This window comes from Streptosporangium sp. NPDC002544 (assembly GCF_040295965.1).
Lineage (GTDB): Bacteria > Actinomycetota > Actinomycetes > Streptosporangiales > Streptosporangiaceae > Streptosporangium.
This window is the reverse complement of the sequence record NZ_JBEOWJ010000002.1, coordinates 407,828-425,799: the sequence shown is the minus strand read 5'-3', so window position 1 is coordinate 425,799 and position 17,972 is coordinate 407,828. Positions and strand designations below refer to the sequence as shown.

Here is a 17,972-nt window from a genome sequence, read left to right as displayed (position 1 = left end):
ACCCGCTGAGTGCTGGAAGGCGCGGGTCAGTCCTGGAGGCCGTAGTAAGCAATCAGGTAGTCGATGACCTCGGCGGCGTGCGGCAGCAGCTCGGGCAGGTGCTTGGCGAGCGCGACCCGGGTGGCGTTGGCGAGTTCCGAACTGCTTGCCGTGGCGGTGCGGGTGTAGGGGGCCAGGCGTTGGATCAGTTCGTAGTTGCTGGCGATGTTTTCGGAGCGCATGGCGCGTTCGATCGGGGGGGCGCCCGGGGCCGGGATGGGTGGGAGGAGACGGCTGATGAAGGTGACGCGGTGCATGACTCGCCAGCAAGGGGGTTTGGCGGTGCTCTGGCGGGTCTGGCGTAGGGCGGAGGCGTCGGGGGCCGCGCTGTTCGAGAGCCAGATCGGGTCGACGACCTTGTTGAAGAAGTCGTCGAAGTTGGCGCTGCTCTCGCCCAGGTAGAAGGTGAGGAAGCGGTAGGCGTCCACCTTTCCGGGGACGAGGATGGGCTTGCCCTGGGGGGTGAAGGCGGGTTTGCCGTTGTCGTAGCGTTGCAGGTCGCCGGAGGGGGCGCAGTCGACGGTGAGGCCGAAGGTGCGGCTGACGTCCTTGGCGCGGGAGCGGGTCACGGAGGTGCTGCCGCCCAAGGAGGCGTCCATCTCGGCGGTCATGCCGGCGCCCTCGACCTTGAGGCCGCCCTCCATGCCGAAGCCGAACTTGCCCTTGAAGCTGTAGGAGCCGTTGTGGGTCTGGGTGACGGCGTCGGTGGCCTGGGTGGTCTCGGCGAAGAAGCCGCCCTTGGCCGTCCAGACGTAGGTGTTGACCAGGTCGCGGTGGGAGTAGCCGCTGGGGGCGGAGTTGCGGCCGGCGTCGCGGTCGCCTCCTGAGGGAGGGTCGGCGGTCACGCCCATTTTCCGCAGGAGCTTCTGGGCCTGCGCGTGCGTCGGATCGGGGACGTGGGTCTCGGTGGAGATGGACTCGTAGTAGGCGCGCAGCCGCTGCTGGTCGCGGATGATGCGGCGTTTGAGCGAGTACGCCTCGACGGGCTTGTAGAAGCTGTGGTAGCCGTAGGTGCCGGCGGCGGGGTAGTCGGGGTCGCGGACCTTGCCGTTGTCGTCGAAGCCGACCGTGCCGTCCAGGGTGCCCTGCTTTGTGTAGCGGGGGTTCACCGGGAAGGAGATGATGTTCCAGTCTTTGGGGATGTCGGGGTTGGCCACCATCCGGTAGGCGACCAGGGCGCCGGTGTGGGCCAGGCGCAGGGAGAAGATGTCGGCCGTCTCCGACTGCACCAGCGCGAAGCCCGTATTGGCGGGCACGTAGCGGCGGCCGACCGCGGCGTTGAGCAGCTGGGTGGGGTCTTCCAGGTGGCCGGTGAGCCGCAGTTTGGCTGCGCGGGTGGTGTTCTGGCCCTGGGAGAGCTTGGTCTCCTGCGACCAGGCGTTGGAGAACTCCAAGTTCAGCGAGTACGAGTTCTTGTAGGTCACCTCCATCATCGGCCTGGCGACCCCGGCGCCCATCGGTGCGGTGATCATCATCACTTTCGCGTTCAGTTCGCCGGTGAACTTCGCCTTGTAGGAGGCGTCGACACTGCTGTTGCGGTTGGAGGACATGCTGTAGGAGACCTGGTCGGCCTCGGTGAACTCCACCGTGGAGGCGCCGGCGAAGGAGTTGGCGCCGGTCAGGTTCTCCGACGGCACCGGCGGGGCGCTCTCGATGTAGCCGATGAGCTGCGGGTCGAACTGGGCCTGGCCCACCCACTCCGAGACGAGGTTGCCGACCTTGTAGCCGGTCACCAGGTGCCAGCGGCCCTGGCGCAGGTAGCCGTAGCAGCGCTTGAGCACGCCGAACGGCTCGCCCTTGACGGTGTGCTGCATGTCGGCGTACTCGCCGACGGCCGGGGTGGCGCTGATCATGTCGTGGAAGGGGGTGCGGATGGCGGCCAGCGCGGAGCGTACCTGGGCGGTGTCGGTGGCGATGGGGGCGTTGGAGAGCATCGGGCGCGGACGCGCGGCGGGAAAACCGAGGTGGTTGCCGCGCAGTCCTTCGTCATAGACCTGCGTGGCGGTGAGGGCGGTGGAGTCGCGGTCGAAGGGCCAGTAGCCGATGAGGTCCTTCTTGTCGCCCTTGAGACGGGTGAAGAGGTTGTCGAGGATCTGTTCCCCGGTGCGTGCCGTGCGCCAGAGGCGGACCTCCTCCAGCATGCCGCTGAACGGCTCGGTCACCGCGCCGGCGGCCAGCCGGGCGGCCAGGCTGAGCTGCCGGTCGCCATAGTCGACCGGGGTCGTGACGGGTTCGGTGACGAGCGGCACGCCGTTGCGGAACAGGCGGAACGGGCTGGCGATCGGATCGGGGTCGCGCACCCACTGGGTGCCGCGCAGGCGCGCCGGGTAGGAGCCGTCGGCGGCGAGGGTGACGTTGCCGGTGTTCTCCTCGAAGGCCCAGCGGGCCACCAGCCCCTTTTCCCGCCTGGTGACCGGCTGGCCGATCTGGGCCGCCTCGCGGGCCGTGTTCCACAGGCGCACCTCGGCCAGCACGCCGGAGAACGCGGTGCCGGACACCGTCTTGCCCATGGTCAGGATGCTGTCGTTGCCCTGGGCTCCGGGGCCGGTGTAGCGCTCGGCGCCGGCCGGTTGCCCGTCGATGTAGAAGCGGATGTCCGCCCAGGTCTGGGTGTCCGGCGGGGTCGTGGCGGTGGTGGAGGTCTCCGTCTGGCGGCCCTTGCGCACGACGGCCACCCGGTGGAAGGCCTGCGCGGCGATGGCGCGGGTGGAGGTGTAGCGCACGACCTTGCCGTCGGGCTCCTCGAAGGCGAACTCCAGCTTGCCGTCGGGCCGCACGCTGAGTTGGTACGGCACACCGCCGGAGAGGTACAGATCTCCCTTGGAGACCAGGCCCATGGTGCCGCCGAGCCGATCGGCCTGCAGGAACACCTCCAGGGTCAGGTCCTCGACCACGTTCAGCGCCTCGTCCTTGGCCACCTCCAGGTGGGCTTTGCCGTCCAGCCGCAGGGCCCAGGACTGCCGGAAGGCGGCGGCCAGGTGCGTCCACTCGCCGCAGGGGAAGGTCTCCTGGCTGCGGAAGACGCGGTTGCCGACTCCGGCCACCATCCGGTAGCCCTTGATCGGGGAGGCTGCGGCCGACGAGCCGGGGAAGGTCCAGTAGCCCAGCAGGCCGGGCTCGCGGCCCGACAGCCGCTGGTTGCGCTCGCTGCTGATCTCGTACGGGGTGCGTATGCGGTTGAAGACGCGTACCTCGTCGATCTGGCCTGCCAGGTAATGGCCGGCGAAGGGCTTGACGCCCAGGAGCAGGGGGCCGCGCCCGGTGTAGGGGGCGTTGGAGGCGCGGCGGCCGACCTCGTTGCCGTCGATGTAGAGGATCTGGGTGCGGGTGGCGTGCTCGTACACCGCCGCCCAGTGGTGCCATCCCAGGTCCGTGGAGCCCTGGGTGACGTAGAGGTCATCGCCGTAGAAGCTGAAGCCGTAGCTGGTGTTGTCGCCGTTGATCTGCAGGTGCAGCGTCTGATTCTGCACTCCGCCCAGGTTGCCGTGGATCAGCAGCGGCTGGGTGTTGGTCTGCCCGGGGTCGCGCCGTGCCCACAGCTCGATCGTGAAGTCCCGCCCGGCCAGCTCGATGTTCTTGCTCAGTTCGAGGAATTCCGATCCGTTGAACACCTTCGCGGTGTTCAGCGGGGCGTCCGCGAGCGACAGCGTGTACTGCGACTGCCCGCTGTTGGCGTGCAGGATCCTGGCCCCCGCACCCGTCATGGACGAGGCGTTCACCCAGGCCTCCATGGTCAGGTCGCCGGGAGTGGTGACCTGCTCCAGTTGGGCGGCGGGCAGTGTCAGGTGCTGCTGGCGGCCGTCGAAGGAGTAGGCGCGGCCGGGCATCTCGCCGCGCCAGCGGCAGGCGTGCCCGGTGACCAGGCGTTTGGCGCTCCCGTTCGCGAGGGAGGTGACCGTGCCCGCGGTGAGGAGGACCAGGCGCGAACCCGCCGACAGCGGCACTCCGGGACGGGCGCAGGTGGCCCGCTGGTAGTCGTAGACGGCCAGGGTGACCAGCGCGCCGGGTGTGATCGTCTGCTTGACGGCGGTCAGGGTGAGGCTCTTGGCGCCCACCGCGTGGTCCGCGTCGGCGCTGTAGCCGTCCGAGCCGATCATGATGTGGGCGGCCTTCGGCACGACGGCCGTCAGGGGCTCGGTCAGCTCCACCTGCGTGCCGTTCACCTTGGCCACCGTGCCGAGCCTGACGGGCTCGCCCAAGGCTCCGGCCAGTACCGCGGTCAGCCGCTCGGTGTCGCGCGGCAGCGAGCGCCAGGTCTCGCCGTCGCGGCCGCCGGAGATGGTCAGGTCGCACCGGCCCGGCGCGTCGCCGTCGCTCACCGTGATGGTGAGCGCGCCCAGGTCGAGGGCCGCGTCGCGGGCCGTGAAGACGACCGCGCTGCCGTTGACGAGGAGTTCCTGGGTGGAGGGGATGACGAAGGTGTCGAGGTAGGCGGCGAAGAACTGGTCGTTGACGCCGTGGAAGTAGAGCACGACATTGCCGGTGGCGCTGTCCAGCAGGGTGGGCGCGTCGTTGCAGCGGGCGAAGGCCAGCAGGGCGCCGGCGCAGCTCAGCCCGGTGCGGTCCAGGGTCAGCAGTGGCATGGCCACCGTCAGATCGGTCGCGCCCTGGGCGCCGCCGGTCTTCAGGGCGAGCTCGTTGCGCGCCGTGTCCAGGTCGATCAGTTTGGCGGCCAGTTCGCGGCGGAGCACCGGCAGTTTGATCTGCGCCGTGCGTGCCTCCTCCAGGGCGATGCGGGCCTTGTCGAGCGCGATCTGCTCGTTCTTCAGGTCGGTGTCGACGCCGTTGAGCATGCTGACGGGCACCATCTTGATCAGCCCGGAATCCTGCGTCAGGGCCGCCCGCGTCTGGACCACGGTGCTGCCGGTGCCCTCCGAGGAGACGGCGAGGCCGCTGTTGAGGTTGATGAGCCTGACGTGGTCGCCGTTCTTCTCCATGGCGAACTGTGAGGGGCCGCCGCTGGTGCCGCGCTGCTGGATGATCCACGCCATGTCGGTGGTGGACGCGCCGTTCACGGCCATGAGGCCATTCGATAGGACGTTGAGGATTTGATAGACGGGGTTGCCGTTGTACGTCACGCTGCCAAGGCGGATGAACAGCCACAGGCTGCTGGGCGAGTTGAAATCGGGGTTTCTCACCAGCTCCGCGCCGTCGTCGGTGCGGTCGCTCCTGATCGCGATGGTCGGCCGGGTGGGCGACCCCTTCAACTCCAGCCGCCACCGCCAGGCCGCCAGGTTGCCCTTGGACCCGTCGACGATCCGCTGGAGGTAGGCGACCTGGGCGGCCTTCGCGTCGTAGGCGCTCTGGAGCGCGGGCATGTTCCCGGCGGCCTTGGTCAACCGGTCGATCTCCCGGGGCAGGTCCAGCACCTCACCCTCGAGCGTCTTGATCTTCTGTTCCAGCGCGGCGATCGCGTCCAGGTCCTGGCTCTGCTTCGGGCGGTCGATCAGCGGCAGGTCCAGGATGTCGGGCACCTGGGCCAGCCGTCCGTCCCGGCCCACGCCGAAGTCCACGGTCGCCACCTGGCCGCCGGAGTCGGCGGCGGCCTTGGTGGTGAAGGCGAGCAGTAGTCGCGCCTGGCGCTTGGCCGGTTTGGCGGTGGTGCCGTACCCGACGGCGGCGGACTGCTGCTGGTGGTAGAGGGCGGCGGCCATCCCGGAGATCACGCTCCGGCCCGCGATGGAGAAGCTGTCGCGGCGCACGCCTGGGTGGTCGCCCACCGGGGCTTGCGAGCCCACCCACCGCACGCCGCCGCGGAGCGTGCCGTTGACGGCGCGGTCGCTCTGGTCGTAGGCGGTCGTGCCCGACCCCTCGTCGAAGCGGTAGTACGCCACCAGCCCCGACTCGTTGCCGATCAGGCGATGGCCCAGCTCCCGCCTCAGCTCCTCGGTCGTACGGGCGCGGTCCCAGAGGCGTACCTCGTCGATCTCGCCGTTAAAGAACTTGCCCGGCTGCCCCGCGGTGCTCTGCGCGCCGATCAGGACCGGTGCGGCCTGGTCCGCCTGGTACGGCAGGTTCACGCTCTGGCTCGCCCGGCCGTTGACGAAGACGGTCGCCTTGCTTCCGTCGTAGACCCCGGCCACGTGGGTGTACTCGTTCAGCGAGATCGGCTCGACCGAGGCCACCGACCAGGGCGCGCTGTTGTGGGCGAGGAACACCGTGCCGTTCGCGTGCACCCCGAGCCGGCAGGCCGCGCCCTTGGCCAGCACGGTCCCGTCGAAGGCCGACGGCTTGATCCACGCCTCGATCGTGTACGGCCCGGCGCCGAACTGGAGCGCTCCAGGAGTGCCCAGGTCCACGTGCCCGGCCGTGCCGTCCAGCAGCAGCGCGGTCTCCGCGTGCCCCGCGACACCCGCCACCGGGACCAGATCCAGACCGGTGAACGGGCACTTACCAGGGGCGCGCTCGAAGACGGAGTCGCGGTACTTGGCGTCGGGGCTGGTGTAGTAGCGGGTGCCCTGGGTGTTGAACCCGCCGTCGGCGTCGCGCTCGACGTTGAAGCAGTCGACGCGGCCGGTGGCGTCGTTGTGCGCGAAGAGCTGCCAGCGCCACATGTCGTTGATCGCGGTCGGCACCATCACCGCCGCGAACCGCCCGCCGCTCAGGTTGCGGATGAACGACAGCTCCTTCGTCGGCTCGTAGAACGGCCGGTTCTCCATGTCCTCGGTGCCCAGCGTGTCGTTGGAGGAGTCGGGCCGCGTGGCGTGGCGGCTGCGCCGGTAGCGCACTTCCAGCACCGGCTTGAGCTTGCCGTCCACCAGCAGGAACCTGTCGCATAAGAGCGTCTCGCGCACCAGCGGCACCTTGGCGCCGCCGCTGAGCACGTAGTCCGTCCTGGCCGCGTCGCCGGAGCAGCCGCCGCCGGTCAGCTTGTGCACCGCGTCGGCGTGGGCAGCCCCGATCGACTGCCGTAGCACCACCACGTAGGTGCCGTCCGAGATCACCTGGAACGGGACCGCCGCCGACAGGCGCGCGGTCGTGGATAAGAACGTGTCGATCTCGTCGGGTTCCAGTTGTTCGGCCGCCCCCGCCTCGATCCGGCCGCCCCGCTTGACCGTCGGCATCGCCGTCGCGCCCGCGATGCTGTAGCCGACCTCGGTGATCTCGCGCGAGAACGGCAGCTCGGCGGGGTTGTCGGCCCAGTACGCGGCGTCCGTCTCCCCCTTGGCCGCATCCTGCCTGGCCAGGTCCAGGACGTTGTAGACGATCCGGCGCGCCGAGTCCATCGCGAACGCCACCGTGATGCCCTGGTGCCGGACCATCGCCACATGCGCGTACGTACGATCGCCGTAGACCTTGAGCAGGGAATCCTGAGCCGCCATAGCCACCTCCGTGAGCTGAAGTCCACTCACACTGACCCCGATCGCATTTCGGATCAATGCGGTCACGGCGACCGCATTCGGCCATCTTCATCGCTTTATCTCCGCCCCCAACGGGTATCGCGCCTCGCGGCGGTGAAATGGCAGCGATCCCGTTCGGGCGGCTTCTGAGAATGACCGGTTCTCGGAAGTACACTCCGGTGGTGACTTCCGGGAATCCAACTCCGGCCGGGTCACAATCCCCGCCGGCAACTTCCGAGAACACCGAGACCGGAACGGGCGACGTTCCCGCCAAGCGGCGCGGCGCCCGCCCCACCCCGCTGCCTGCCACCTACAAACGACACCTCGCCGAGTACGCCGTCGCGCTGGAGGAGGTGCCTGTCGGCCGACACCCGCCGCACCTACGCCTCCGGGTCCGGGTGTACCTGGCCTGGCTCGCCAAGCGGCCCGCCGCTGTCAGGTCATCGTTGTGGCCGATTCCGCAGAGATTTTGTAGTTGTGCGGGCCCTCGGGAAACGGCCGGTAGTCCAGCCGGTTGATTATCGTCACGCGACCGAGCCTGCCCGCGAAACGTTATTACTGGTAGGTCGCACTTTTTCAGAACCAGGTGAGGTTCGGGTAACCGGTCAGGCCGTTTTGATCGCGCCACCGTCGATCAGGTAGTCGGCTCCCGCGATACTGGCCGCGAGCGGTGAGGCCAGGTAGGCGACCAGCGTGGCCACCTCCGCGGGCTCGGCGAACCGGCCGGTCGTCATGCCCATCTGCGCGGGCAGCAGCCGGAGCAGGTCCTCGTGCGGCACCCCTATCGCTTTGGCGAGCTCCGCGCCGTAACTCGCCGGGCCCTCCCACAGCGAGGTCCGCACCGGTCCGGGCGAGACCGTGTTGACCCGCACGCCCTTCGGCCCGAACTCGTCGTTCAGCGCCTTTCCGAACGCCGTCAGCGCGGACTTGGCGGTCGTGTAGAGGACCGGTCCCGCGCTTGGCTGCCGGGCGCTGTTGGAGGAGACGTTGACGATCACGCCGCCCCGCTCGATCAGGCTGGGCAGCGCGGCCCGGGTGGCGCGTACCGCGCTGAGAAAGTTCAGCTGGTAGGACCCCAGCCACCGCTCGTCGTCGAAGTCGAGGAACCCTCCGGCCTGCCCCGCCGCCCCGTCGCCGCCGCCGACGTTGTTGACCAGCACGTCGATCCCGCCCAGTTCCCCGACCGCGTGCTCGACCAGTGCGGTGACCCCTTCCGCGGTGGCCAGGTCGGCGGCCACCACGAGCGCGCCCGTCTCCTTCAACTCGGCGGTGAGCGTGCGCGCTCCGGCGACCACCCGCGCTCCCTCGGCCGTCAGCGTCCGCACGATCGCCAGGCCGATCCCCCTGCCGGCACCGGTCACCACCGCGGTCTTGCCGTTCAGTCCCAGATCCATGACAGAGCCTTCCCATCCACTCGCAACACTTGTGATGCAGCGAAGGTACGACATGCAACATATATGTTGCAAGTAATCCTCAAAGAGGGACATTGAAGTAGCCTTACGGGGTGAACAAGCTGCGCTCGGACACGGAACGGACCGTGCGAACGATCCTGGAGGCGGCCGAACGCGTCCTCAGCCGGAATCCGGCCGCGAGCATGGAGCAGATCGCCGAGGCCGCCGGGGTCGCCCGCACGACCGTTCATCGCCGCTTCACCTCGCGCGACGCGCTCGTCGACGCGATGACCGCGTGGGCGACGCACCGGTTCGCCGAGGCCGTCGAGTCGGCCTACACGACCACCGCCCCACCCCTGGTCACACTCCACCAGGTGACCGCGAACGTGCTCCGCATCAAGATCAACTGGGGGTACGCGATGAGCCGGACCCCCTCGGCCGGCCCCGAGGTCGCCCGCGTGTACGCCGTGGCCCGGGAGCGGTGCGACGAGATGTTCCGCAGAGCACGCGACGCGGGCCTGCTCCGCGCGGACGCCGACCTCGACTGGACCCGCCGCGTCTACTACGCCCTGATCCACGAGGCGGCGACGGGACCGGACGAGGGGCAGGACGCCGACGCCCTGGCCACCCGCCTGGTCGACACCCTGCTGCACGGTTTCGGCGAGCACAACCGATGATCTTCAGATGAGCCACCTGGCCCGTACCACCACGATGGTCCGCCGCGAGCACGCCCGCCGTACGCGTACCGGGGCCCGACGGCGACGGCGGGCGGGAGTCGCGGCTGGTCGGCCTGCCCGCGATCGAGGGGCGGGCAGGCCGGCCCGGTTTCAGGTGGCGGGTCTGACGGTCAGTTGTCCCAGACCGCGTTCTTCAGGATGGTGGCCAGGCCCGGGGTGGCCCACTGGTCGACGATGAGGATCTTCGACTGGGGCAGGTACCACTCACGCTGGTTGAACGTCGACTTCTGCTCACCGCCGGTGTACGTCACGCACCGGCCGGGCCACACCCGGTAGTGCGCCTTGTGGGCCACCCCGATGTTGCGGTAGCCGACCGCGATCGCCTTGCCGAGGACCTGGCCGTACTTGGGGTTGGTCGCGCAGGGCACCACGTCGGACGCCGGGTAGAACGGCCCCTGGTCGGGGTTGTAGCGCCCGAAGCCCTCGGCGCCGGTCTTGAGGGCCTTCGGCCCGATGACCCAGAAGCTGTCGCACCTGGGCTGGAAGTAGCCGCCGTTGGGCCGCGCGCAGGCACCGGTCACCACCCGGACCTGGTCCGCGGTCCCGTACACCCGCCAGGAATTCGGGATCTCCAGCGTCAAACCGCCGCGCAGCCGGAGCAGCGCGGTGGAGGAGCTCGCGGACGCGGGAAGCTGGGCCGCCAGCACGACGGCTCCGGCGACAGCGGTCACCGCGATCATTCTTTTCATCATGGCGGCGATGCTAGTGAGGACGGCTTGCCGTTTGCATGCATTCCTCTTGCCATAAGGGCAGATATCACCACTTGGGGTGCCGCCTGGGAACGTGTCGGCAATCGTAGAAGTCGGTACCAAGACCTTCTGACCCCACCGGGAAGATCAGCGAGATCCAGGGGCGGTAGACGGAGAAATGGGCATCAAGTGTCACGGAGTACCTCTTACGGCTCTCCCGTGACATTCCTAAGATCAGCGAGAGAGGAGCCGGGCGTGTTCAGTACTCCGGGCAATCCCGAGTCCGTCTTCACCTACGGCGCCCCCGCCCTGAAGTTCGGCTCCGGCGCCTCGGCCGAGATCGGCTTCGACCTCGGGCAGTACGGCGTCCGGCGCGTCCTCGTCATCACCGACCCCGGGGTGGCCGCGACCGGCGCGCCACAGCGGATCGCCGAGCAGCTCTCCGGGTTCGGCATGGAGGCGAGCGTCTACGAGGGCGTGCGCGTCGAGCCGACGGACGAGAGCCTGCTGGCGGCCATCGAACACGCCTGCGCCTCCGGGCCGTGGGACGCCTTCGTCGCCATCGGGGGCGGCTCCAGCATCGACACCGCCAAGGCGGTCAACCTGCTCACCACCAACCCGGGCGAGCTGATGGACTACGTCAACGCGCCCGTGGGCGGCGGCCTGGCCCCGTCCCGGCCGCTCAAGCCGCTGGTCGCGGTGCCCACGACCACCGGAACGGGGTCCGAGAGCACCACGATCTGCGTGCTCGACGTGCTCGACCTGAAGGTGAAGACCGGGATCAGCCACGCCCGGCTCCGCCCGGTGCTGGCCGTCGTCGACCCCGACCTGACGATGACCCAGCCCGCCGGGGTCACCGCGGCCGCCGGGATGGACATCCTCTGCCACGCCCTGGAGAGCTACACCGCCCGGCCGTACACCTCATACGAGCGCAAACGCCCCGAGGAGCGGGTGCCCTACTGCGGTTCGAACCCGGTGGCCGACATGTGGTCCGAGCGCGCCATCGCGCTGCTCGCGCAGTCCTTCCGCACCGCCGTACGCGACGGGGACGACGTCGAGGCCAGGGGACGGATGGCGCTGGCGGCGACGTTCGCCGGACTGGGGTTCGGCAACGCGGGCGTGCACATCCCGCACGCCAACGCCTACCCGATCGCCGGGCGGGTCAGGGACTTCCACCCCGAGGGCTACCCGGCGGGCGAGCCGATGGTGCCGCACGGCATGGCCGTCGCGCTGACCGCTCCCGAGGCGTTCAGGTTCACCTTCGAGGCGCAGCCGGAGCGGCACCTGCGCGCGGCCGAGCTGCTCGACCCGTCCGCCGCCAGGCCCGACGACCTTTCCGAGTACCTGCCCGGCGTGCTGACCAGGCTGATGCGCGACATCGGCCTCCCCTGCGGGATCGGCGGCGTCGGCTACACCGAGGCGGACGTCCCCGCGCTGGCGGAGGGCGCGATGAAGCAGCAGCGCCTGCTCAGCACCGCCCCCCGGCCGGTCACCGAGGACGACCTCACCAAGATCCTGACCCGCTCCATCGTCCTCTGGTGAAGGGGATCCTCCCCCAGAGGACTCGACCGACGTTCAGCGGATGGTGAAGGTGCGGTCCAGGCCGGTGACCCGTAGCAGGTCCGCCGTCTGGTGACGAGGCGCGGACAGCTCGAAGGTGACTCCGAGCGATCTGGCGCGGCGCTGGATGCCGACCAGTACGGCCAGCCCCGAGGTGTCGAAGAACGACACCCCGGACAGGTCGAGGATGAGCGGATTCGCTCCGCGCCGCAACGCGCGGAGCAGCCGTTCGCGCAGCGCCGCGCTGGTGAAGACGTCGATCTCGCCGTGCAGATGGATGACCGTGGCGGCGGGGGCGACGGCCTGGGGCCCCACTCCGCAGGAGGCTCGGGTTTTCAGGATGGTCATGAGGTCTCCTCTCGGCGAGGATCCGGGCCCTGGTGACCGGCAGCCGGTGCGCAGCCGGCGATCTGTCCGCCCTCGTCCTCCCAGACGGCCCGGCTGTCATCCCGGGCGATCGAGCTGACGTCCGAGGAGGCCGCGGCGGTGAGGATGTCGGTCGGGCGGGTGGCGCCCGCGCACCTGGTGGCCAGGGTGAGCGCGTGCGCGGCCGTGCCGCTCTCGGTGCCGGGTGGAATGACCAGCAGGTTGACGGGTTCCATGGCCTCGCAGATCAGGGTGACCACGTGTGGGTCCATGTTGCGGAACCAGCCCACCTTGACCTGGCGGCCGGGGGCCGCGACACGGTGCGGGATGTCGTCCCAGGACCCCAGGGGCAGACCCACCCGCCTGACGGGCCGGTCCAGCCGCCGGTCGACGGCGGCGATGAGGTCTGGCAGTTCCACCGCCGCGTCCTGGGAGTGTGGCCACCAGGCCCCGTCCACGGCGCCCCTGCGGCCGAGGGTGGGATCCAGACTCAGACGTGCCTCGTCGGTGAGCGGTGTGCTGTGGGAAAGAAGCGCCTGCGTCATGATCGCCCGGCCCGTCTCGGCCCGTAGGAGGACCGGATTCGCCTATCGCCTTGGGCGACGTCGACCTGAATGCCAACGTACGAAATGTCCTCGGTATCTCCTACTCTACGCCTGCTTTCCACTCCGGCCGGGCCTGGACGGTGATCGTTCCGGTGGGGGCGGCGCCATCATCAGAGCCGGTCGTGGCGGGCCGCCCCCTCTTCGAGCGCGTTTTACGGTGTCGGCCTCCCGAGCACCTCGGCCAGGCGCGAGAAGCTGTCGTCGCCGTGACCGGCGTCGATCGCGCGTCGCGTGACGGCCCTGGCGGCGCTCAGCACGCCGGTGTCGATGCCCCTGCTCTGGGCCGCGTGGATGATGTGCGCCATCCCCGCGTCGGACGACAGGATGTTGGACTGGTCGCCCGGGTGGTGGCCGTCGTCGACGTAGCGGGCGAACTCGTCGATGAGATCGGGGAGCAGGGCGCCGATCCCCTTGGCGAACGGGGCGAGGTCCCTGGCCGAGATGCCCTCCGCGCCGGCCAGGGCGAAGGCGTGGACGAGGCCGCTCATGGACGTCCAGAAGAGGTCGAGCAGGCTCACGTCGTGGGCCGCCGCCCGCCCGGGATCCGCGCCGAGGTAGGTGGCGGTGCCGCCCAGGCTCGCCAGCGCGGGCCGATGGGCCTGGTAGAGCTCTTCAGGTCCGCTGTACAGGACGACCGCCGCCGGCCCGCCGATGGTCGGCGTCGGGGTCATGATGGCGCCGTCGAGGTAGTCGACGCCGTGACCGGCGGCCCAGTCGGCCATCCGGCGTGCGCGTTCCGGCGTGTCGGCCGTGAGGTTGACCAGGGTCCGGGCCTTCAGCGCGTCTACCGAGGGATCGATGATCGCGCTCACCGCGTCGTAGTCGATCACACAGGCGATCACCAGCGAGCTCGCCGCGATCGCGTCGGCGACCGTGTCCGCGCGGACCGCGCCCCGGGCGACGAGGGCGTCGGCCTTGGCGGCCGTACGGTTCCACACGGTCGTGGGGTGGCCGTTCCCGAGGAACGCGCCCGCCAGCGCCTGCCCCATCGGACCCAGGCCCAGAACTGTCACCGGGGTGGGGTGGTCGTGTGTCATTTTTACTCCGATCCGAAGTCGGTCGATTCGTTGTCCCCCACGGAATCCGAGTGGAGCAGGTCATCGGTTCTGAGGTTTCTCACCGGACTCGTGTGGAGCAGGTCGATCAGCCCTGAGAGGTCGCCGTTGCCCCTGTTCGCAGCGACTCCCCGGTTGAGCAGTGCTCGCATGGGCTCCACCAGTTCGGTGCTGACCCCTTGGTCCCTGCTGGCCTCCAGCAGGTTGACGTAGGCCAACGCCTGCATCCGCAGATTCGAGTCCGTCGCGGAGTGGTCGCCCGAGTCGACCGCCTTCGCCATCGCGGGAAGGCTGGTGATCATGGCAGTGAGCCATGAGACCGCCAGGGGCGTGAACTCCGTCGCCGGGACCTTCTCGGAGTTGACCATGGCGACGGCGTGGAAGAAGCCACCGAACATGCCGTACATCGCGCTGAGCAGCGCGATGTCGTACAGCGACGCCCTGCCCACATCGGCGCTCAGGTGAGTGGAGGTGCCGAGTGCGGCGAGGGTCCGCTCGTGGGCGGTGAAGACCTCGGGCGATCCGCTGTAGAGGACGAGCGACCCGGTGCTCCCGATCATCGGAGGCACCGCCATGATGCCGCCGTCCAGGTAGTTCGCACCGTGCGTGGCCGCCCATCGGGCCATCTCGTGCGCCTGGCGAGGGGTGCCGTTGGTGAGGTTCACCAGCGTCCGGCCGACCAGGATGCCCGCCGGCCTGCCGGGGATTCCCGAGGCGCTGAAACCGCGGAGAACATCGCTTACGGCGTCGTAGTCCAGTACGCAGATCACCACGATCGGGCTCGCGGCGACCGCGTCGGCGACTGTGGCGGCCACGGTCGCGCCACGGCCGGCGAGTTCCGCGCTCTTCCCATCGGTACGGTTCCACACGGTCGTGGGATGGCCGTTGTCCAGGAACGCCCCGGCCAGTGCTCTTCCCATCGCGCCCAGACCGAGAACTGTCACCGGCGATCGGCTGGCGACCGTCATTCTCTCCCCCGCTTTCATCAGATGTCGGCATGCGAACGTCCCAGTCCCGGGCCCTTCGTGACCCCGGCTGGGACGTTTCGATGCTGGCGCTCTGCTGAATTTTCCTCAAGTACCTACTATTTTGTCAGGTACTAACCTTTTTGTAAGTATGGAGAACGCGAATGAAGAAGCGGACCTATTCGTGCGGGCTCGATGCCGCCGTCGACGTCGTGGGCGGTAAGTGGAAGGCACTGATCCTGTGGGCGCTCCACAACAAGCCGCTGCGGTTCGGGGAGTTGAACCGGTCGGTGTCCGGCATCAGCGAGAAGATGCTCATCCAGCAGCTCCGCGAGATGGAGTCGTACGGCCTGGTGCACCGCGAGGTCTACCACCAGGTTCCGCCGAAGGTGGAGTACTCGCTGACCGAGTTCGGCCACTCGCTCAACACCGCGCTTCTCCCTCTCGGCGACTGGGGCGAGAGGCATCTGGAGACCATCGAGGCTCTCCCCCGCGACTGAGAGTTGCCGCCGCCCTCACATTCCAGGCCGTCACCGGAGGCGGAGTCCCCGACCTGGAGGGGGTGAGGGCTCAGGATTCACCACTATAACGGGAGGGTTATCTCGAAAAGGGATTATCTGGGCGTATGGCGATAAATCACGATGTGGGCACTAGATCCACTGCGCTCACCCCCAAGGAGACGCCGTGCCCCGCCCCCTCCGCCTGGCGCTGCTCGTACCGGTCGTCATCGCCTTCCTCGCCACACCAACGTCCGCCGCCGCCGAACCGTCCCCGCCGGGATCCACCGAGCGGGTGGAGGTCTTCTCCCCCGACGGCACGATCCAGCAGGTCGAGATCCCGAAGCGGCAGGTGCCTCCCGCCCCGCGCGCCGCGCCGACCGCCACGGTCACCGCCCTGCAGCAGACGGGCCCCTCCTCCCAGCGCTTCGACCTGGTCTTCGTGGGCGACGGTTACACCTCCGCCGAGATCGCCACCTTCCAGGCCCACGCCGCGAGCAAGTGGGCCGAGATGACCGCCGTCGAACCGTTCAGCACCTACAAGAACTCCTTCAACGTGTGGATGGTCAACGTCGTCTCCAGCCAGTCGGGCGTCGACAACGACCCCACCCAGGGCGTCAGCAGGAACACCGCGCTCGGAATGGGGTTCTGGTGCTCGGGAATCGAGCGCCTGCTCTGCGTGAACACCGCCACCGCCAAGTCCTACGCCGCGCTGGCACCCGGTGTCGACCAGGTGGTGGCGCTGGGCAACAGCACCAAGTACGGCGGTGCGGGGTACGGCGCGGGTGGCGGCGTCGCCACCGCCTCGGGCGGCAACGCGAGCTCCGGCCAGGTCGTGGTGCACGAGCTCGGACATTCAATGGGTAACCTCGCGGACGAGTACTCCACCCTCAACGCCACCTACACCGGCGGCGAGCCGTCGGCGGCGAACGTCTCGAAGTACACCGCCGCGCAGCTCACCTCGGGCAAGCGCAAGTGGTACCAGTACCTGGGTCAGGCCACTCCCGACGGTGGCGTGATCGGCGCCTACCAGGGGGGCGCCGACTACGCGTACGGCATCTACCGCCCGTCGGAGAACTCGATCATGCGCACCCTCGGGAAGAAGTTCAACCTGATCGGTCTCGACGCGATGACCAAGGCGATTCTCGCCAAGACGGGATGACGACCCGGCGCTGAACGCACGCGATCGCCGAAGGACGCCCGCTTCCGCGGAACATCCTTCGGCGATCGCCGTTCTTTCGCCATCCGGTCCCGCCGCGTCCCGAGCGGGGCGTGGCAGGATCCTCCGGTCAGTGCTTGCCGACCGTCCAGGTGATCGACTGGGTGAGGGTGTCCGTCTTGTAGGCGGAGTTCCTCACGAAGTCGGTGGAGTCACTGACCTGCACCGAGTAGGTGCAGTCGCCCTTCTTGGCCTTCAGGTCCTTGTGCCCGCACCACGGCGCCTCGGGCTTTCCGTGGTCCTTGGGCTTCTTGGTCAGAGCCACCGCCGAGGTCCTGCCCGCCCACTCGGTGATCTCGTGGCCGTTGATGAACCAGCGGGTGGACACGGTCGGCAGGCCCACCGGGGTGACCGTCAGGGTGCTGTTCGGCTTGACCTTGCCGCTCGGGGTGGAGTCGTCGATCAGGCCGGTCGTGCCGACGAACGTACGGACCATCTCCTCGCGGCCGACCAGGTTGAACTCCCGGTACAGAGAGCGCATCAGCGAGTTGTCGCTGGGCCGGTAGATGCCGAGGTTGTAGTAGGCGCCGCCCTCGAAGGTGTCGATCACGCCGCCGTCGGGGGTCTGGGCGCCCAGCCAGTACCACCACTTGGCCTGCCGCGCGGTCTGCTGCCCGGCGTTGTGGACAGAGACGTTGGTCTCGACCGGCTCGTCGCCGGTGTAGGTGCTGCCGTCGTCCGGGTAGGCCCAGTAGGGGTACTCGTCGGCCAGGTCGCCGATGGAGTGGCCGAACTCGTGCGGCAGGATCTCCGGGCCGCTCCGGTGCCCGCCGGAGAAGGTGACCAGGTTCTCCTCGATGTAGCCGGCACCGCCGTAGGTGGGGCTGTTGACCACGACGGCGATCTGGTCGAAGGCGGGGGCCAGCCCGGCGTAGGACTGGGCGGTGGGGATGTCCACGCAGACCAGGCGCTCCAGGTCCTCGCACCAGTACTCACCGCCCAGCGCGGTGTCCTTCCGCACCCCCTTGACCGGGTCGTTGTCGACGCCGGACTCGTTGGAGACGACGTTCACCTGCCAGACGTTGAACAGCTTGCGGTAGCTCTTGAACGGCTCGCGCTGGACCAGGATGTTCCAGCTGTTGGCCACCTGGGCGGTGTAGGCGTCCTGCTCGTCCTCGGTGAAACCGTCGCCGAGGTAGACCAGGTCGATGCGTTTGTCACTGGGGCCGTTGACCTCGATCGGCGTCACCGTGGCGGACGGCACGGCCAGGCCCCTCGCCTTGTCGCCGCTCTCCACCGGAACCTCGGTGTAGCCCTGGGGGGCGTGCTCGCCGAAGACCTCGACCTTTCGCGTCTGGCCCGGATCCTCGGCGTGAGCCGGACCGGTCGACAGACACGCCATGACCATGAGCGTGGCGACCACCACGGACGATCTGCGCACGGGTTCTCCTTGCTTGGGGAATGCCGCAGATTGTCACCGGTGTCGGATAACGGGGTGATCACGCGAGAGTGTCGAGCTTGTCGGCCCGTTCGTACCGGCCGGGGAGCCGCAGGTCAAGGCTGTTCATA

The 17,972-nt window shown here is 69.0% G+C and carries 12 protein-coding genes; 4 read left to right on the top strand and 8 right to left on the bottom strand.

The genetic code is table 11. The features are described 5' to 3' along the window. Positions 1-26: 26 nt before the first annotated feature. Both ABT061_RS04710 and ABT061_RS04705 read right to left on the bottom strand, forming a co-directional pair. Positions 27-7,361, bottom strand: coding sequence for a LamG-like jellyroll fold domain-containing protein (locus tag ABT061_RS04710; RefSeq protein WP_350912655.1), 7,335 nt, complete (start codon positions 7,359-7,361; stop codon positions 27-29). Between the two features lie 623 nt (positions 7,362-7,984). Next, positions 7,985-8,773: an oxidoreductase gene (locus ABT061_RS04705; protein ID WP_350912653.1), complete on the bottom strand. Its 789-nt coding sequence runs from the start codon at positions 8,771-8,773 to the stop codon at positions 7,985-7,987. Between the two features lie 110 nt (positions 8,774-8,883). On the opposite strand from ABT061_RS04705, the gene ABT061_RS04700 reads away from it, so the two are divergent. Continuing rightward, positions 8,884-9,447 carry a TetR/AcrR family transcriptional regulator gene (locus ABT061_RS04700; protein ID WP_350912651.1) on the top strand — a complete coding sequence of 188 codons (564 nt, stop codon included), beginning with the start codon at positions 8,884-8,886 and terminating at the stop codon, positions 9,445-9,447. Positions 9,448-9,617: 170 nt separating this feature from the next. On the opposite strand, the gene ABT061_RS04695 is transcribed toward ABT061_RS04700, so the two are convergent. Next, complete coding sequence (locus ABT061_RS04695; RefSeq protein WP_350912649.1) at positions 9,618-10,199, bottom strand: hypothetical protein; 582 nt, start codon at positions 10,197-10,199, stop codon at positions 9,618-9,620. A 252-nt stretch (positions 10,200-10,451) separates the two neighbouring features. Here ABT061_RS04695 and ABT061_RS04690 point away from each other — a divergent pair, with 252 nt between their 5' ends. Beyond that, on the top strand, positions 10,452-11,738 hold the full coding sequence (locus tag ABT061_RS04690; RefSeq protein ID WP_350912647.1) for a hydroxyacid-oxoacid transhydrogenase: 1,287 nt from the start codon (positions 10,452-10,454) through the stop codon (positions 11,736-11,738). A gap of 33 nt (positions 11,739-11,771) precedes the next feature. Here the strand turns inward: ABT061_RS04690 and ABT061_RS04685 are convergent, their stop codons facing one another. From ABT061_RS04685 to ABT061_RS04670, 4 genes are all read right to left on the bottom strand, one after another. Further along, entirely contained in the window at positions 11,772-12,104 is a 333-nt protein-coding gene (locus tag ABT061_RS04685) for an STAS domain-containing protein (protein ID WP_350912645.1), read from the bottom strand. Next, a complete protein-coding gene (locus ABT061_RS04680; RefSeq protein ID WP_350912643.1) occupies positions 12,101-12,667 on the bottom strand; it encodes a DUF5994 family protein in 567 nt (188 codons plus the stop codon). Before ABT061_RS04680 ends, ABT061_RS04685 begins: the two co-directional genes overlap by 4 nt. A 212-nt stretch (positions 12,668-12,879) precedes the next feature. Further along, positions 12,880-13,764: an NAD(P)-dependent oxidoreductase gene (locus ABT061_RS04675; protein ID WP_350912640.1), complete on the bottom strand. Its 885-nt coding sequence runs from the start codon at positions 13,762-13,764 to the stop codon at positions 12,880-12,882. 2 nt (positions 13,765-13,766) lie between these two features. After that, complete coding sequence (locus ABT061_RS04670) at positions 13,767-14,726, bottom strand: NAD(P)-dependent oxidoreductase (protein ID WP_350912638.1); 960 nt, start codon at positions 14,724-14,726, stop codon at positions 13,767-13,769. Between the two features lie 185 nt (positions 14,727-14,911). On the opposite strand from ABT061_RS04670, the gene ABT061_RS04665 reads away from it, so the two are divergent. Together ABT061_RS04665 and ABT061_RS04660 are read left to right on the top strand one after the other, a co-directional pair. After that, positions 14,912-15,247, top strand: coding sequence for a winged helix-turn-helix transcriptional regulator (locus tag ABT061_RS04665; protein ID WP_350912636.1), 336 nt, complete (start codon positions 14,912-14,914; stop codon positions 15,245-15,247). A 184-nt stretch (positions 15,248-15,431) separates the two neighbouring features. Continuing rightward, positions 15,432-16,406 (top strand): M64 family metallopeptidase, encoded by a 975-nt coding sequence (locus ABT061_RS04660; RefSeq protein WP_350912634.1) that lies wholly within the window; start codon positions 15,432-15,434, stop codon positions 16,404-16,406. A gap of 127 nt (positions 16,407-16,533) precedes the next feature. Here ABT061_RS04660 and ABT061_RS04655 read toward each other — a convergent pair whose 3' ends face one another. Next, complete coding sequence (locus tag ABT061_RS04655) at positions 16,534-17,844, bottom strand: M64 family metallopeptidase (RefSeq protein ID WP_350912632.1); 1,311 nt, start codon at positions 17,842-17,844, stop codon at positions 16,534-16,536. Positions 17,845-17,972: the final 128 nt, after the last annotated feature.

Excerpts from the sequence above, each read along its gene's own strand:
- ABT061_RS04710 (WP_350912655.1), bottom strand. The coding sequence starts at position 7,361 with ATGGCGGCTCAGGATTCCCTGCTCAAGGTCTACGGCGATCGTACGTAC.
- ABT061_RS04705 (WP_350912653.1), bottom strand. The coding sequence starts at position 8,773 with ATGGATCTGGGACTGAACGGCAAGACCGCGGTGGTGACCGGTGCCGGC.
- ABT061_RS04680 (WP_350912643.1), bottom strand. The coding sequence starts at position 12,667 with ATGACGCAGGCGCTTCTTTCCCACAGCACACCGCTCACCGACGAGGCA.
- ABT061_RS04665 (WP_350912636.1), top strand. The coding sequence starts at position 14,912 with ATGAAGAAGCGGACCTATTCGTGCGGGCTCGATGCCGCCGTCGACGTC.
- ABT061_RS04685 (WP_350912645.1), bottom strand. The coding sequence starts at position 12,104 with ATGACCATCCTGAAAACCCGAGCCTCCTGCGGAGTGGGGCCCCAGGCC.
- ABT061_RS04675 (WP_350912640.1), bottom strand. The coding sequence starts at position 13,764 with ATGACACACGACCACCCCACCCCGGTGACAGTTCTGGGCCTGGGTCCG.
- ABT061_RS04695 (WP_350912649.1), bottom strand. The coding sequence starts at position 10,199 with ATGATGAAAAGAATGATCGCGGTGACCGCTGTCGCCGGAGCCGTCGTG.